Raw genomic sequence first — 13,845 nt, forward strand, 5'->3', positions numbered from 1 at the left:
TTTGCATCGGCTGGCCTGGTTTGCGGCCTCGCGTCTTCCATTGACGCGCCTGAATGGTGATGACGGCGGCCACGGGGCAGGCGACAATGCCGCATTCGTCTTCAGGGGGGACGTCATGCACCAAGCGCAGCCGCGATCCAGCTTTGTCACGATCCTGGCTTGGATCTTCATCGCACTCTCGGGTTTCGGCACAGTGGTCGGCACCATGCAGGTCTTCGTTGTGTTCGTCATGTTCGATCACGTGCAGTTTGCCGATGCGGTGCAGAGGCTTCCGCCAGGCATGCCGCCGACGATTGCCTTCATTTTTTCCAACTTTCGTTGGTTGTTTCTTGGAACTGCGCTGTTTTCAGTGTGGACCCTGGCGAGTTCGATCGGGCTTCTGCGACGGATGAGTTGGGCGCGGTGGTGTTTCATCGCGGCCATGTTGCTGGTGATCGCGTGGAACCTGGGCGGCGCGGTCGTGCAGGTGCAGATGATCGCCTTCATGCAGAAGCAGCTCGCTGTTGCGCAGATGCACGGCGCGCCGGACATGCAGCCGATGCTGTGGGCCATGTCGGCGATCGGCGCGGTCTTTGCTGTGGCTTTCGTCGCCCTGCATGGCTGGATCATCGCGCGCTTGCTTTCACGGCCTGTCGCTGCAGAGTTTCGGCGTTCATTGCCGACGATGGGCAGCAGCGGCGCGCCACCGATGCGTTGATCTGCAGTTTTCGGGTTTTGCAGTCAGTGGTGCTTCAGGCAAATAAGGGGGACTCCATGGTGCGTGCGGACTGGTTCGAATCGAAATGGCGATGGCTCAAGCGATTCGCGGTCGCCGCTGGACTGGGAAGCGTGCTCATCGTCGCTGGCTGGAGCGCAGAGCGCGAGGTGATTGTCGCTGTCGGAGGGCTGCTGGTGGTGCGGCTCCTGCTCTGGCTGTTCATCATTCCGATCCTGCATTGGAAGGATCGCTATGTGGGCGAACGCAGTGGCGCGTGGGGTGCACTGCTGGTGTTGGAGACTTCAAACTGGTCGAAAATGCTCTACTGGTATCGACATGTGTTGCCCGATTGGCGGCGCACGGGGCGCTATGAGCATGTGCCGTGATGACCGTGTCGGATGCATGAGAGTGTTGCCTTCTACGTTCGGCCAGAGACTTCACGACCAGACATGCGCGATGCGCTGTCGCTCGTCGAGTCGCTTTGCAATGCGCGCACTTCGCATCGTTCGCAGTCGCCTTGCCGCCTGTCTTGCTGCGCGCAGCGGTTCTCGGTGCCATCGTGGCGGCAGGGCCGGTGTTCTGAGCGTGTTGCTCGGCTGCATGGCATCCGCGCATGCGACCAGCCAATGCCCCGCCGACGTTGGTCACAAGGATCCGCTCATCGATCTGCTCGGATGGGCGGTGGTCGCCAGCGGCGTGGCGCTGGGCGGCTGGCTGTGCGTGCACGTGGTGCGGCGTTCGCGCGGGCTGGGCCGATGGCGGCGGGTGGCGGTCGTGCTGGCCGGCGTCGTGGCGATGCTGCTGCTGTGGGGTGGCGGCCTGGTGCTGGCGATTGCGTGGTTCTTCATGCGGTGCTAACACTGCCGGCCTCGGTGCGTGCGCGCCGGGTCCGCGGTCCGCGGAGCCACGGGCCACGCCAGCAGGGCACACCGATGACCGATCCGTACAATTCCTCGCCGCCGCGCGCGGCGGTCTCGCCACTGAACGATGCGATGGTGACCACCGCGCTGGAACTTCCCGGCTACCGGATCGTGCGCAATCTGGGCATCGTGCGCGGCATCACCGTGCGCTCGCGCTCCATCGTCGGCAATTTCCTCGGCGGGCTGCAGACGCTGTTCGGTGGCAACATCACCATCTATACCGAGCTGTGCGAGCAGGCGCGCCTGGAGACCTACCGGGACATGCTGCAGCACGCGCGGCAGATGGGCGGCAATGCCATCGTCGCGGTGCGCTACGACGCCACCGAGCTGATGGCCGGCCTGACCGAGGTGCTGTGCTATGGCACGGCCGTGGTCGTCGAGCCGAACCAGCGCTGAGTCGATCGACGTACGGCGGAACGGGGCGCGCCCGGCTCAGCCACCGACCGCCTGGCACGGCAGCCGCACACTGACCCGCAGGCCGCCCTCGGGGCGGTTGTCCAGGGCGATCTGGCCGCCATGCGCCAGCACGATGCTGTGCGCCACCGACAGGCCCAGGCCGATGCCGCCGGTGTCGCGGTTGCGCGAGTTCTCGCCGCGGAAGAAGGGCAGGAACAGCTTCTCGCGCTGTGCGGGATCGATGCCGGGGCCGTCGTCGTCGATCCACAGCACGCATTCGCCGGCCTCGTGCCGCAGTTGCAGGCGCGCACGCTTGCCGTACTTCAGCGCGTTCTCCACCAGGTTCATCACCATGCGCCGCAGCGACAGCGGATCGCCGTCGAGGGTGATGGCGTCGCCGAGCAGCAGCACCACGTCCGCGCCGGTGTCGCTGGCGTCGTCGACCACGCTTTCCACCAGCAGGCGGAAATCCAGCGGCGAGCGGGTGCCGCGGCGGCTGTCGTTGTGGATGAAGTCCAGCGCCGCGGAGATCATCGCCTTCATCTCGTCGATGTCGGCCATGGTCTTCTCGCGCAGCGGCGGTTGCAGGGTCTCCAGGCGAAACGCCAGTCGCGCCAACGGCGTGCGCAGGTCGTGGGCGATCGCCGCGACCATGTGCGTGCGCTCGTTGATCAGCCGGTTCAGGCGCGCCTGCATCGCGTTGAACGAATCGGCCGCCTGCACGATCTCGCTGGGGCCGCTGCGCCGCAGCGGCTGCGCATCGGGATTGCGGCCGAGCTGGTCGGCCGCCTCGGCGAAGCGCCGGATCGGCGCCGACAGTGCGCGCGAGAACCACCAGGCCAGCGGCAGCATCGCCAGCATGCCGACCAGGAACAGCATCACCACCTGGGTCTTGAATTCGTTGGAGAACCGCCGCGGCGGCGACATCACGCTGCGCCAGTGCCCGTCGGGCTGGCGCAGGGCCGCGGTGAAACCGTCCAGCAGCGGTACCGCCGGGGCGAAGCCGCGTTCGCGCCACCCCACGGCGCGCATGGTCGCGCCGAAGGCGCCATTGCGCGGTGCCTCGCCCGGCGCAGGCGGCGGTTCCGGCGGCGGCGGTTGCTGCGCGGTGGCTGGGGGCGCCACCTCCGCGGGTGCGGGGACGTCGTCGTCGGACGCCATGGCATGCGGCGGCGGCGGCGGGCGTTCGCCCAGGCGCAGGCGCAGGCGTTCCAGGCGACCGTCGCTGTTGCGGTAGAAGCGCACCTGGTCCGGCGCCACTTCCAGCCAGTGCGCCATCAGCCGTTCCACGTTGCGGTCGCGCACCTGGTCGCGCGCCGGCAGCGGCGCATGGGCGGTGTCCTGCACCTTGAGGGTCTGGGTGCCGGCCGGCATGCGCGTGCTGAGCAGGGCGATCACCTCCGGCGGGTGCACCGGCATCTCGTAGACCGGCGTGCGCAGCACCAGGGCGATGCCGATCAGCTGCGCGGTGAGCAGCGCCACCACCAGCAGCAGGAAGGCGCGGGCGAAGATCGGCACGCCGCGGCGGGCGCGCGTGGGCCCGCTCACAGGCGGGCGACGCTCGGCAGCAGCATGTAGCCCTCGTTGCGCACGGTGCGGATCAGTTCGGTCTGCACGCGCTCGTTGATCTTGCGGCGCAGGCGGCTGATCTGGCTGTCGATGGCGCGGTCGTAGACCTCGGTGTCGCGGCCGCGCGCGTAGTCGAGCAACTGGTCGCGGCTGAGCACGCGCTGCGGGTGCTCGACGAAGGTGCGCAGCAGCGCGAATTCGCCGTCGGAGAGATTGATGAAGATGCCGGTGGGATCGCGCAGGTCGCGGCGGATCACGTCCAGCCGCCAGCCGGCGAACTCGTAGACGTTGCCGCGCGCTTCCGGCGGCAGCGTCGCCGCCTGGCTGCGCCGCAGCAGGGCGCGCACCCGCGCCAGCAGCTCGCGCGGATTGCACGGCTTGGCCAGGTAGTCGTCGGCGCCGACTTCCAGGCCGATGATGCGGTCGGTGTCGCTGCCCAGCGCGCTGAGCATGATCACCGCCGGCGCGCCGCGCTCGCTGGCGAGCTGGCGGGCGGCGCTGAGGCCGTCCTCGCCGGGCATCATCACGTCCAGGATCACCAGGTCCGGCTGGCGCTCGGCCATCCGCAGGCGCATCTCCGCCACGGTCTCGGCGGTGTCCACCTGATAGCCGTGGTCGCTCAGGAACTCGCTGATGAGTCGGCGCAGATCCGGATCGTCGTCGACGACCAGAATGAAGGATTTCATGTCCACGATCTTGAAGGGCGGCCACACGGGGATTCGCCCAGTCTAGACGTGGCCGCGGCTGCCTGGAACTGGGGGCGGGCAGGGACGTGGCCACCGGCACCGGGGCCCGCGCATGAACGCGTGGCCATCATAGGCAGTACCGGCGGCGCCAACATGGCGGTTTCGTGTCCTGGGCCGACACGCATTGCCATGCGCCGGCACCCGCGCGGCGGGGCGTCCGGCCGCGCCCGGGTCGGCCAGGATGGGTGGAGTAGCGGCGCGGGCGTTTTCTTTTTTCGATGGCAGGAATACTATCCCCCAGTATAGTTCCCGAGTCCCCGCCACATGCCGCACGCCCCGCACGAAAAGAAGCGCGTCCTCGCTCGCATCCGCCGCCTGCGCGGCCAGACCGAGGCGTTGGAACGCGCGCTGGAGGAGGGGACGGACTGCGCTGCTGTGCTGCAGCAAATCGCCGCCATCCGCGGCGCGGTCAACGGCCTGATGTCGGAAGTGATGCAGGCGCACGTCCGCGATGAATTCGGCCATGCCGCCACCTCCGATGCGCAGCGCGCCGCGCGCGTGCGCGAGATGGCCATGCTGGTCCGCTCCTACCTCAAATGATCCCCACCCCACGCCCATTCCGTCAGCCAGGAGAAATCGCATGAAGTCCCGAGCCGCCGTCGCTTTCGAAGCAGGCAAACCGCTGCAGATCGTGGAGATCGATGTCGAACCGCCGCGCCAGGGCGAAGTGCTGGTGCGCATCACCCATACCGGCGTGTGCCATACCGACGCGTTCACGCTGTCCGGCGACGATCCGGAAGGCATTTTCCCGGCGGTGCTCGGCCATGAGGGCGGCGGCATCGTCGAGGCGGTGGGCGAGGGTGTGACCAGCGTCAAGGTCGGCGACCACGTGATCCCGCTGTACACGGCCGAGTGCCGCAAGTGCAAGTTCTGCCTGTCCGGCAAGACCAACCTGTGCCAGGCGGTGCGCGCCACCCAGGGCAAGGGCCTGATGCCCGACGGCACCACCCGCTTCTCCTACAACGGCCAGCCGATCTACCACTACATGGGCTGCAGCACCTTCAGCGAGTACACGGTGGTGCCGGAGATCTCGCTGGCCGTGGTCAACCCCGAGGCGCCGCTGGAGAAGGTGTGTCTGCTCGGCTGCGGCGTCACCACCGGCATCGGTGCGGTGCACAACACGGCCAAGGTGAAGGAAGGCGACAGCGTCGCGGTGTTCGGCCTCGGCGGCATCGGCCTGGCGGTGATCCAGGGTGCGGTGCAGGCCAAGGCCGGGCGCATCCTGGCCATCGACACCAATCCGGGCAAGTTCGAGCTGGCGCGCAGCATGGGCGCCACCGACTGCATCAACCCGAAGGACTACAGCAAGCCGATCCAGGAAGTCATCGTCGAGCTGACCGACGGCGGCGTGGACTTCAGTTTCGAGTGCATCGGCAACGTGCACGTGATGCGCTCGGCGCTGGAGTGCTGCCACAAGGGCTGGGGCGAGAGCGTCATCATCGGCGTGGCCGGCGCCGGCCAGGAAATCAGCACGCGCCCGTTCCAGCTGGTCACCGGCCGCGTCTGGCGCGGCAGCGCCTTCGGCGGGGTCAAGGGCCGCACCCAGCTGCCGGGCATGGTGGAGCAGGCGATGCACGGCGAGATCGATCTCGATCCGTTCATCACCCACACCCTGCCGCTGGACGAGATCAACGAAGCCTTCCACCTGATGCACGAGGGCAAGTCGATCCGCACCGTCATCCACTTCTGACCGCAGGTCAGTCCGGCGCGCGGCCGTTTCCGCGCATTGCAGCGACGCAACGAACCCGGGAGGGGGCAAGATGAGTACTGTGACGATTCATCCGTCGGTGGATGCCGGCGTGCGTGCCGGCGCGGAGCATTTCCAGGGCGGTACCCTGGAATGCCATTGCGCCAGCGACAAGGTGGTGGTGGAAGTGGGCGCGCAGACCGCGCACAACCACGCCTGTGGCTGTACCAAGTGCTGGAAGCCGAAGGGCGCGACCTTCTCGGTGGTGGCGGTGGTGGCGCGCGACAAGGTCAAGGTGACGGCGCACGAGGAGAAGCTGAAGGTGGTGGACGAGAGCGCGACCATCCGCCGTCACGCCTGCACCGGCTGCGGCGTGCACATGTACGGCCGCATCGAGAACACCGAGCATCCGTTCTACGGCCTGGATTTCGTGCATACGGAACTGTCGCCGCAGCAGGGCTGGTCGGCGCCGGGGTTCGCCGCCTTCGTGTCGTCGATCATCGAGAGCGGCACGCGTCCGGAGGCGATGGCCGGGGTGCGCAACCGCCTGCGCGAACTGAAGCTGGAACCGTACGATTGCCTGTCGCCGCCGCTGATGGACGCGATCTCCACCCACGTGGCGCGCAAGAACGGCGTGCTGCACTGAAGCCCGATGCCGCGCGCGTCGCCGGTCGACGCGTCGCGGCACCCCGCCTGCGGCCGGTCGCGGCCGCAGGCCCTCTTCCCGGAACTGCCCATGGAACGTATCGAACACCACGCCTGCTGCGGCGGCTGGCAGGACGTCTATCGCCACGACTCGGCTGTGCTCGGCTGCCCCATGCAGGTGGCCGTGTACCTGCCGCCGCAGGCCGAGCACACCACCCTGCCGGTGCTGTACTGGCTCAGCGGCCTGACCTGCACCGAGCAGAACTTCATCACCAAGGCCGGCGCGCAGCGCTATGCGGCCGAGCATGGCGTGATCCTGGTCGCGCCCGACACCAGCCCGCGCGGCGAGAGCGTCGCCGACGCCGAGGGTTACGACCTGGGCAAGGGCGCCGGCTTCTACGTCAACGCCACCCAGGCGCCGTGGGACGCGCACTACCGCATGTACGACTACGTGGTGCAGGAACTGCCGGCGCTGATCGAGGCGCAGTTCCCGCACAACGGCCGGCGCGCGATCAGCGGGCATTCGATGGGCGGCCACGGCGCCCTGGTGATCGCGCTGAAGAATCCCGGCCGCTACCGCAGCGTGTCGGCGTTCTCGCCGATCGTGGCGCCCACCCAGGTGCCGTGGGGCGAGAAGGCATTCACCGCCTACCTGGGCGAGGACCGCACGCAGTGGCAGGCCTACGACGCCAGCGTGCTGATCGGCAGTGCCAGCGAGCGTCTGCCGCTGCTGATCGACCAGGGCGGCGGCGACGAGTTCCTGGACAAGCAGTTGCGCCCGCAGTTGCTGCAGGCCGCCGCCGAGGCCGCCGGCTACCCGCTGACCCTGCGCGTGCAGCCCGGCTACGACCACAGCTACTACTTCATCGGCAGCTTCATCGGCGAGCACATCGCCTTCCACGCGCGCGCCCTGCAGGGCTGAGCGCGCTCCACCGGCGGCCGCGCGACGCGGCCCGCCGGGCAGGGGGCCGCGCGTTGCGCTGCCAGTCGCAGCGTTCCCTCCTTGTCGTCCGTGGCCGTTCTGCGCGGTGGCAAGGCGGCCACAGGCGCGCGATGCATGCGAGGCTCGCCGAGCCCACACATGACAGCCCGGTGACCGCCGCGGCCGCGACGTGGCCGGTCTCGTAAACAATCAGGTGCGCCGCAGCGCCCGACATGCGGTTGTGCGATCGCGTTCGCGCCTGCTGAGACCGGCGCTGGCTAGATTCCGCAGGGTTCGCCCTCGCCACGTCCCTGGATCGGAGCCGCGCCATGTCTTGCCGTCGCATCCTGCTGCTCCCCTGGCCGCGCTGGCGCAGCCCGCTCAGCCCCGTGGCGATGCTCGCCTGCACCCTGGTCGGCGCCTGCGTGGCGCTGGCGATCGGCGCGGCAACGCCGTAGCGCACGCCGCTCCTGGCTGACGTCGATCGTGGTCACGCCGTTGCGCCGGATGCGGCCGCTGCGGTCGTGTCGCACGCGGGGCGATCGCCGTGATGGGTCGATGTGCATGTGGAGTTGCATGCACGGCGTCGCTCGGAGGCGGCCCAGGGCGCCTTGCAGGCGCGGTGCGAGCAAGCGCTGGGAGCGAACTTCGCATCGGGACCGCGGTGCGGCGCTGGACGCGGCGCTAGCGCGGCAGTCGCGTTGCCAGTTTGCCCAGCCGCCGCATTGCATCTTCCAGCGTCTCGCTCCACGGCTGGCCGCAGCTCAGCCGCAGGTGGTCGGCATAGTCGCCGCGGCTGGAGAACAGGTGCCCGGGCGAGGTGCCGATGCCGGCGGCGAGAGCGGCCTCGAACAGCGCCTGGCCGCTGCCGGCGTCGGCCAGTTGCAGCCACAGCGACAGGCCGCCGGCCGGGTCGCCGATGCGGGTGTCGGCCGGCCAGTGCCGCAGCACCGCCTCGCGCAGGCGCTGGCCGTTGTCGGCCAGGGTGCGGCGCAGCTTGCGCAGGTGGCGTTCCAGGTCGTGCCGCTGCAGGTAGTCGGCCAGGGCCAGTTGCGGCAGGCTGGCGCCGCCGATGGTCGAGAAGTACTTGGCGCGCACCAGCGCGTCGGTCCAGGCGCCACCGAGCAGCCAGCCCACGCGCAGGCCGGGCGCCAGCACCTTGGAGAAGGCGCCACAGGTGATCACGTTGCCGTGGGTGTCGAAATGGCGCAGCGGCCGCGGGCGCTGCCCCGACCAGTCGAGTTCGCCGTAGATGTCGTCCTCGATCACCACTATGCCGTGGCGCGCGCAACTGTCCAGCACGGCGCGCTTGGCGGCATCGGGGGTGAGGCTGCCCAGCGGATTGTTGAAGTTCGGCACCAGCACCGCGGCGCGCGCCGGCGTGCGCTGCAGCAGCGCGTCCAGGCGTGCGGCGTCGATGCCCTGGCCGGGCCGGTTCGGGACCTCCAGCACCTTCAGCCGCAGCGCCGCCACCGCCTGCAGGATGCCGTGGTAGGTCGGGGTCTCGACCAGCACCACGTCGCCGGGGGCGGTGAGCGTGCGCAGCGCCAGGCTGATCGCCTCCATCGCGCCGGCGGTCACCACCACCTCGTCGGCGGCAACGACCGTGGCGCAGTGCGCGTAGCGCTGCGCGATCTGCCGGCGCAGCGCGGCGTGGCCCTGCGGCGGTGCGTAGTCGAGCGCGGCGCTGCGCTGGCGGCGCAACTGCCGCGCCAGCGCGCTGGCCAGGTGCGCGCCGGGCAGCAGCGCCGCCGCTGGCGTGGCGGTGTGCAGCGGCACCAGATCCGAGCGCGCGAGCATGTCCAGCACGCCTTGCAGCGCGGGATTGGCGACTGCGCCCGGGGCGCGCCGCCGGGTAGCGGCGCCTGCGCCGGCCGGTTGCGGTGTGGCCGCGGCGCGCACGAAGTAGCCCGAGCGCGGCCGCGCCTGCACCCGGCCTTCGCGTTCCAGCTGCAGGCAGGCCTGCACCGCGGTGGCGGCGCTGATGCCGTGGCCGGCGGCCAGTTGCCGGATCGACGGCAGGCGCTCGCCGGCACGCAGCGTGCCCTGCGCGATCTGGTCGCGCAGCTGGCTGGCGAGGGCTTCGTACAGGCGCATGCGGCGGCCTCATCTGTATCGGTCGATTTGCAGCGTATCTGACTCTGTGCTGGTCGCCCACCCCGGCGCACACTGGCCGTGTCCTTCCCCATTCCCGAGGCCGCGCGTGCAACTGCCGCTGTTCATCGTCGATGCCTTCACCACGGTGCGGTTCCGCGGCAACCCGGCCGCGGTGGTGCCGCTGCAGGCGTGGTTGCCGGACGCGCTGATGCAGGCCATCGCCAGCGAAAACAATCTGTCGGAGACCGCGTTCTTCGTGCGCGAGGCCGACGGCGCGTTCGCGATCCGCTGGTTCTCGCCGCTGCGCGAAGTGGGGTTCTGCGGCCATGCCACCTTGGCCAGCGCCTTCGTCGTCGCCACCCAGGGCCTGGCGCCGCTGCCGTTGCGGTTCCGCGCCGCGGCGGTCGGCGAACTGGGTGTGGACCGCGAGGCCGACGGGCGCTTCGTCCTGCGCTTTCCGAACCAGGCGCCGGCCGCGCTGGCGGCGGTGCCGCAGGCACTCGCGCAGGCGTTGTCGATCGCGCCGCAGGCGGCGTACCGCAACGACCAGGCCTACATCGCCGTGTACGCGGACGAAGCCCAGGTGCGCGCGGTGGTGCCGGACCTGGCGCGGATGCCGGTGCTGGCACCGCGCGATGTCGCGGTCACCGCGCCCGGGCGCGAGCACGATTTCGTCTCGCGTTATTTCTGGCCGGCCAACGGCGGCGTCGAGGATCCGGTGACCGGCTCGATCCACGCCGCGCTGGCGCCGCTGTGGGCGCAGCGCCTGGGCAAGTGCGACCTGCGTGCGTGGCAGGCGTCTGCGCGCGGCGGCGAACTGGAGTGCCGGGTGCTGCCGGACCACGTGCAGGTGCGTGGCGCGGCGGTGCAGTACCTGCACGGGAGCATCGCGCTGTGAGCGCCGCCGTCGCGACATCCGCGGGCGCGTCCCGGCGGGCACTGTGGCAGTTGCTGCTGGCCGAGGTGCTGATCGGTTCGGTCGGCGTGTTCGTGCACGAGAGCGGCCAGGATCCGGTGACCGCGGTGTTCTACCGCTGCCTGTTCGGCGCGCTGTTCCTGACCGTGTGCGGCCTGCTCGGCGGGCAGTTGCGCGGCCTCTGGCGCGAGCGCGCGCTGTTGCGCGACGCGGCGCTCAGTGGCGTGTTGCTGGTGCTCAACTGGGTGGCGCTGTTCGCCGGCATGGCGCGTTCGTCGATCGGCGTGGCGACCATGGTCTACCACGTGTTCCCGTTCGTCATGCTGATCCTGGCGGCGTTGCTGCAGGGCGAGCGCAGCCGCCGTTCCGACCTGGGCTGGACCCTGCTGGCTTTCGTCGGCGTGGCCTGTTCGGCGGACCCGCTGCGGCTGTGGTCCAGCGCCGACCGCGGCTACCTGGGCGGGATCGCGTTGACCCTGCTGGGCGCGCTGCTGTGCGGCGCGTCGTTGCTGATGTCGCGGCGGATCAGTCGCGAGCGGCCGCTGGCGGTGGTGACCGTGCAGTGCTGGGTCGGTGCGGCGATGCTGGCCGGCTTCTCCAGCGGCGCCGCGCTGCACCCGGGTCGCCACTGGTTCTGGCTGATCGGCCTGGGGGTGATCCACAGCGGCGTGGTGTACGTGCTGTTCTACAGCGCCTACCGGCACCTGCACGTGGCGGCGATCGCGGTGGTCGCCTTCGTCTACCCGCTGGTGACGCTGCTGCTGGACTACCTGCTGTACGGCCACCGGCTGGTGCCGGTGCAGTGGCTGGGCCTGGCGCTGATCGTGCTGGGGACGCTGGCGGTCAATCTGCGCTGGTCCTGGCCGCGCCGGGCGGTGGCCGCGTCGTAGCGTGGCGCGGCTCCGCGTGGGCGCGTCGGCCACCGCAGTGCGGTGGCCTGGGCGGGCGTTTCAACGCACGTCGCGCAGTTCCCAGCCGCTGCCGGCGAGCAGGCGCAGGCGCTGCTTGAGGATGTCGCCGGGGATGCTGGTGGTCGCGGACAGGTCGATGCGCAGATCGTCCTGGCGGCCGGTCACCCGTGCTGCCGGATCGGTCACGCCCAGCGCCGGATCGACCTCGTCCGGCTCCGGCTGCATGGCGCGCCAGCGCTCGAACCAGGCCGGGTCGCTGAGGGCGGCCTGCAGCTGTTCGGCGAAGGCGTCGGCGCCGTGCGCGGAGAAGCTCAGCGACGGGTTGCTGCCGCGGGCACGGGCGGGATCGGGCAGGCTGATCGAGTAGGTGACGGCCATGGGCATCTCTTGTGGGCGGTACGAAGCGGCGCAGCCTAGCAGAGCCGGCGGCGACCCGCCGTCGACGCGGCCAGCGGGCGATCAGCCGAAGCGCAGCGCCTCCCCGGCGAAGCCCAGCACCAGCGCGCCCTTGCCGACATTGACCATGCCGGTCAGGCTCATCACGCTCTCCAGCAGCTCAACGCCGTGGCTGTCGCAGGCCTGGCGCAGCGCCGCGTAGCCGGGCAGGGCGCGCAGTTCCGCCAGCTCGCCGCCATAGCTCAGGCACAGCGTGGGCGTCATCAGCCCGGCGGCCACGCGTTTGGCGGCCAGGCCGAACAGGGTCTGCACGGCGTGGTCGAAGCCCTTGAGCTTGACCACCGGCGCGGTCTCGCCACGGTGGCAGTGCAGCACCGGCTTGATGTCCAGGGCCGAGCCGAGCGCGGCGCTGAGCAGGCCGACGCTGCGGTCGCCCTTGCTGCGCGCGCGGCTGCGCAGGTAGTACAGGTCGCGCGCGATCATGTAGCCATGGGTGTGCTCGGCCAGCGTCTCCAGCCGCTCGCGGATGGCCTGCACGCCGGCAGCGTCGGCACGCATCCGCACCGCCTCGACGGCGATCACGGCCTGCGCGGCGAACAGGTTCTGGGTGTCGATCACCCGCAGCGCGAACGGCGAGGCGTGGCCGGCAGCCTGACGGATCGGCTTGTAGTCGCTGAGGATGGCGAAGCCGGCCTGCTGCGCGTGGTCGTGGATCGGGCTGCGGGTCTTGGCGATGGTCAGGCAGAACACGTGGTCGTAGTCGATGACCAGCCGGCTCAGGAACAGCTCGCGGATCTGCGCCACGCTGTACGGCACGGTCTCGGCTTCGGCGCCGTGCGCGCTGACCTGTGCGTGCAGGAACTCCAGCGTCGCCGCTTCGTCGCGGCGATCGGCCAGGACGGTGCCGCCGAGGCGCACGCTGATCGGCAACACCACCAGGTCGTGCTGGGCGATGTAGTCCTGCGGCAGGTCGCAGGCGGAATCTACGACGATGCCGATGCGCATCCGCTGAAGCTCCAGTGATTGGGGAGATCGATGGACATGGCGACCGCTCAGGCGTTGCGCTGCACCGCGACCGGCAGCGCGCTCAGGCGCGCCATGTCGCCGCGCTGCAGCAGTTGCGGGTCGGCCAGCACCGCGCGCATCAGCGGGTGCGCGTCGTTGCCCCACAGCAGGGTGTCGTCGATCTGCAGGGTCGGCACGCCGAACACGCCGGCCGCCAGCGCTTGTTCGGTGTTGGCGCGCAGTTGCGCCTTGACCTGCGCATCGGCGGTGGCCGCGGCCACGTCGGCGATCCCCAATGCCTCGCCGACCGGCGCCAGGGTCGCGGCGTCGTCGCCCGCGTGGCCATCGCGCCACAGCCAGTCGAAGAGCGCATCGATGGCCTGCGGCGTGGTGCCGGCGGCGATGCACAGGCGCAGCGCCGTCAGCGGGTTGAACGGATGTGCCGGCGGGAAGCGCAGCGGCACGCCTTGCTGCTGCGCCTGCCACTGCACGAAGCGATAGGTGAACTCGCGCTTGTGCGGCACCTCGGCCGGCCCGCGCGTCTGCAGCTGCGCCAGCACCGCGCCGAACACGATCGGCACCGGCTGGATCCGCGAGAACTCCGGCAGCGCTTTCACCTGCTGCCAGTGCAGATAGGAAAACGGCGAGATGAAATCGAAATACCAGCGCAACGTCATCGTGCTTCTCCGTCATGACGCATCAGCTTATCGCGGCGTCGCGCGCGCTGCGACTGCGTACATCGCATGCTGCAGTGCGAGATGTCGTTGACGTCCGTTCGCCGGGGCGACCGCAATGCGTAGACGATGCCGTGGCGGAAATCTCGCTGGCACGCGATATCTGTGAAGCGCCGCGCGGCCGTGGCCTGGATCGCGGTAGCGCTATTGCGCTGGCGCATGGCATGCGCGGGTCTTGTCATAGCTCGCGGTACGTGCACCTTG

Annotated in this window: 17 protein-coding genes; 11 read left to right on the plus strand and 6 right to left on the minus strand. The window is 70.0% G+C overall.

All coding sequences use genetic code 11. From position 1 onward, the window contains the following. Position 1 precedes the first annotated feature (1 nt). From CEK65_RS04800 to CEK65_RS04815, 4 genes are all read left to right on the plus strand, one after another. Complete coding sequence (locus CEK65_RS04800) at positions 2 to 697, plus strand: hypothetical protein (RefSeq protein ID WP_152180948.1); 696 nt, start codon at positions 2 to 4, stop codon at positions 695 to 697. Positions 698 to 753: 56 nt separating this feature from the next. Beyond that, a complete protein-coding gene (locus CEK65_RS04805; protein WP_152180949.1) occupies positions 754 to 1,083 on the plus strand; it encodes a hypothetical protein in 330 nt (109 codons plus the stop codon). 214 nt (positions 1,084 to 1,297) lie between these two features. After that, complete coding sequence (locus CEK65_RS04810) at positions 1,298 to 1,555, plus strand: hypothetical protein (protein WP_152180950.1); 258 nt, start codon at positions 1,298 to 1,300, stop codon at positions 1,553 to 1,555. 74 nt (positions 1,556 to 1,629) lie between these two features. Next, positions 1,630 to 2,013, plus strand: coding sequence for a YbjQ family protein (locus CEK65_RS04815; RefSeq protein ID WP_152180951.1), 384 nt, complete (start codon positions 1,630 to 1,632; stop codon positions 2,011 to 2,013). A gap of 36 nt (positions 2,014 to 2,049) precedes the next feature. On the opposite strand, the gene CEK65_RS04820 is transcribed toward CEK65_RS04815, so the two are convergent. Beyond that, on the minus strand, positions 2,050 to 3,561 hold the full coding sequence (locus tag CEK65_RS04820; RefSeq protein WP_152180952.1) for an ATP-binding protein: 1,512 nt from the start codon (positions 3,559 to 3,561) through the stop codon (positions 2,050 to 2,052). After that, positions 3,558 to 4,274, minus strand: a complete 717-nt coding sequence (locus CEK65_RS04825) for a response regulator transcription factor (RefSeq protein ID WP_026143454.1) — start codon at positions 4,272 to 4,274, stop codon at positions 3,558 to 3,560. Before CEK65_RS04825 ends, CEK65_RS04820 begins: the two co-directional genes overlap by 4 nt. A 318-nt stretch (positions 4,275 to 4,592) precedes the next feature. Here CEK65_RS04825 and CEK65_RS04830 point away from each other — a divergent pair, with 318 nt between their 5' ends. The 5 genes from CEK65_RS04830 to CEK65_RS21295 all read left to right on the plus strand — a co-directional run bounded on the left by CEK65_RS04830 (position 4,593) and on the right by CEK65_RS21295 (position 8,040). Continuing rightward, positions 4,593 to 4,868, plus strand: a complete 276-nt coding sequence (locus tag CEK65_RS04830) for a metal/formaldehyde-sensitive transcriptional repressor (RefSeq protein ID WP_017908003.1) — start codon at positions 4,593 to 4,595, stop codon at positions 4,866 to 4,868. Between the two features lie 40 nt (positions 4,869 to 4,908). Next, positions 4,909 to 6,018: an S-(hydroxymethyl)glutathione dehydrogenase/class III alcohol dehydrogenase gene (locus CEK65_RS04835; protein WP_017912530.1), complete on the plus strand. Its 1,110-nt coding sequence runs from the start codon at positions 4,909 to 4,911 to the stop codon at positions 6,016 to 6,018. 70 nt (positions 6,019 to 6,088) lie between these two features. Beyond that, a complete protein-coding gene (gene gfa / locus CEK65_RS04840; RefSeq protein ID WP_152180953.1) occupies positions 6,089 to 6,661 on the plus strand; it encodes an S-(hydroxymethyl)glutathione synthase in 573 nt (190 codons plus the stop codon). A 90-nt stretch (positions 6,662 to 6,751) separates the two neighbouring features. Further along, positions 6,752 to 7,582 (plus strand): S-formylglutathione hydrolase, encoded by an 831-nt coding sequence (gene fghA / locus CEK65_RS04845; RefSeq protein ID WP_017908006.1) that lies wholly within the window; start codon positions 6,752 to 6,754, stop codon positions 7,580 to 7,582. A 329-nt stretch (positions 7,583 to 7,911) separates the two neighbouring features. Beyond that, the gene (locus CEK65_RS21295; protein WP_017908007.1) at positions 7,912 to 8,040 is read left to right on the plus strand and encodes a hypothetical protein; all 129 of its coding nucleotides are present in this window, start codon (positions 7,912 to 7,914) and stop codon (positions 8,038 to 8,040) included. A gap of 226 nt (positions 8,041 to 8,266) precedes the next feature. Here CEK65_RS21295 and CEK65_RS04850 read toward each other — a convergent pair whose 3' ends face one another. Then, on the minus strand, positions 8,267 to 9,679 hold the full coding sequence (locus CEK65_RS04850) for a PLP-dependent aminotransferase family protein (RefSeq protein ID WP_152180954.1): 1,413 nt from the start codon (positions 9,677 to 9,679) through the stop codon (positions 8,267 to 8,269). 106 nt (positions 9,680 to 9,785) lie between these two features. Between CEK65_RS04850 and CEK65_RS04855 the strand changes: the two genes are divergently transcribed. Continuing rightward, a complete protein-coding gene (locus tag CEK65_RS04855; RefSeq protein ID WP_152180955.1) occupies positions 9,786 to 10,577 on the plus strand; it encodes a PhzF family phenazine biosynthesis protein in 792 nt (263 codons plus the stop codon). Next, positions 10,574 to 11,485, plus strand: coding sequence for a DMT family transporter (locus CEK65_RS04860; protein ID WP_152180956.1), 912 nt, complete (start codon positions 10,574 to 10,576; stop codon positions 11,483 to 11,485). The genes CEK65_RS04855 and CEK65_RS04860 overlap by 4 nt, the downstream gene beginning before the upstream one ends. Positions 11,486 to 11,545: 60 nt before the next feature. Here CEK65_RS04860 and CEK65_RS04865 read toward each other — a convergent pair whose 3' ends face one another. From CEK65_RS04865 to CEK65_RS04875, 3 genes are all read right to left on the minus strand, one after another. Further along, complete coding sequence (locus CEK65_RS04865) at positions 11,546 to 11,884, minus strand: hypothetical protein (protein ID WP_017913202.1); 339 nt, start codon at positions 11,882 to 11,884, stop codon at positions 11,546 to 11,548. Positions 11,885 to 11,965: 81 nt separating this feature from the next. Next, positions 11,966 to 12,907, minus strand: a complete 942-nt coding sequence (locus CEK65_RS04870) for a DegV family protein (protein WP_152180957.1) — start codon at positions 12,905 to 12,907, stop codon at positions 11,966 to 11,968. Positions 12,908 to 12,954: 47 nt separating this feature from the next. Then, positions 12,955 to 13,584: a DsbA family protein gene (locus CEK65_RS04875; protein WP_152180958.1), complete on the minus strand. Its 630-nt coding sequence runs from the start codon at positions 13,582 to 13,584 to the stop codon at positions 12,955 to 12,957. Positions 13,585 to 13,845: the final 261 nt, after the last annotated feature.

This window comes from Xanthomonas sp. LMG 12459 (assembly GCF_009192905.1).
GTDB lineage: Bacteria > Pseudomonadota > Gammaproteobacteria > Xanthomonadales > Xanthomonadaceae > Xanthomonas_A > Xanthomonas_A sontii.

What these genes read in the sequence shown, in the direction of transcription:
- CEK65_RS04805 (WP_152180949.1), top strand. Translation starts at nt 754, where the DNA reads ATGGTGCGTGCGGACTGGTTCGAATCGAAATGGCGATGGCTCAAGCGA.
- CEK65_RS04810 (WP_152180950.1), top strand. Translation starts at nt 1,298, where the DNA reads ATGGCATCCGCGCATGCGACCAGCCAATGCCCCGCCGACGTTGGTCAC.
- CEK65_RS04815 (WP_152180951.1), top strand. Translation starts at nt 1,630, where the DNA reads ATGACCGATCCGTACAATTCCTCGCCGCCGCGCGCGGCGGTCTCGCCA.
- CEK65_RS04830 (WP_017908003.1), top strand. Translation starts at nt 4,593, where the DNA reads ATGCCGCACGCCCCGCACGAAAAGAAGCGCGTCCTCGCTCGCATCCGC.
- CEK65_RS04835 (WP_017912530.1), top strand. Translation starts at nt 4,909, where the DNA reads ATGAAGTCCCGAGCCGCCGTCGCTTTCGAAGCAGGCAAACCGCTGCAG.
- gfa (WP_152180953.1), top strand. Translation starts at nt 6,089, where the DNA reads ATGAGTACTGTGACGATTCATCCGTCGGTGGATGCCGGCGTGCGTGCC.
- fghA (WP_017908006.1), top strand. Translation starts at nt 6,752, where the DNA reads ATGGAACGTATCGAACACCACGCCTGCTGCGGCGGCTGGCAGGACGTC.
- CEK65_RS21295 (WP_017908007.1), top strand. Translation starts at nt 7,912, where the DNA reads ATGTCTTGCCGTCGCATCCTGCTGCTCCCCTGGCCGCGCTGGCGCAGC.
- CEK65_RS04850 (WP_152180954.1), bottom strand. Translation starts at nt 9,679, where the DNA reads ATGCGCCTGTACGAAGCCCTCGCCAGCCAGCTGCGCGACCAGATCGCG.
- CEK65_RS04865 (WP_017913202.1), bottom strand. Translation starts at nt 11,884, where the DNA reads ATGGCCGTCACCTACTCGATCAGCCTGCCCGATCCCGCCCGTGCCCGC.
- CEK65_RS04870 (WP_152180957.1), bottom strand. Translation starts at nt 12,907, where the DNA reads ATGCGCATCGGCATCGTCGTAGATTCCGCCTGCGACCTGCCGCAGGAC.
- CEK65_RS04875 (WP_152180958.1), bottom strand. Translation starts at nt 13,584, where the DNA reads ATGACGTTGCGCTGGTATTTCGATTTCATCTCGCCGTTTTCCTATCTG.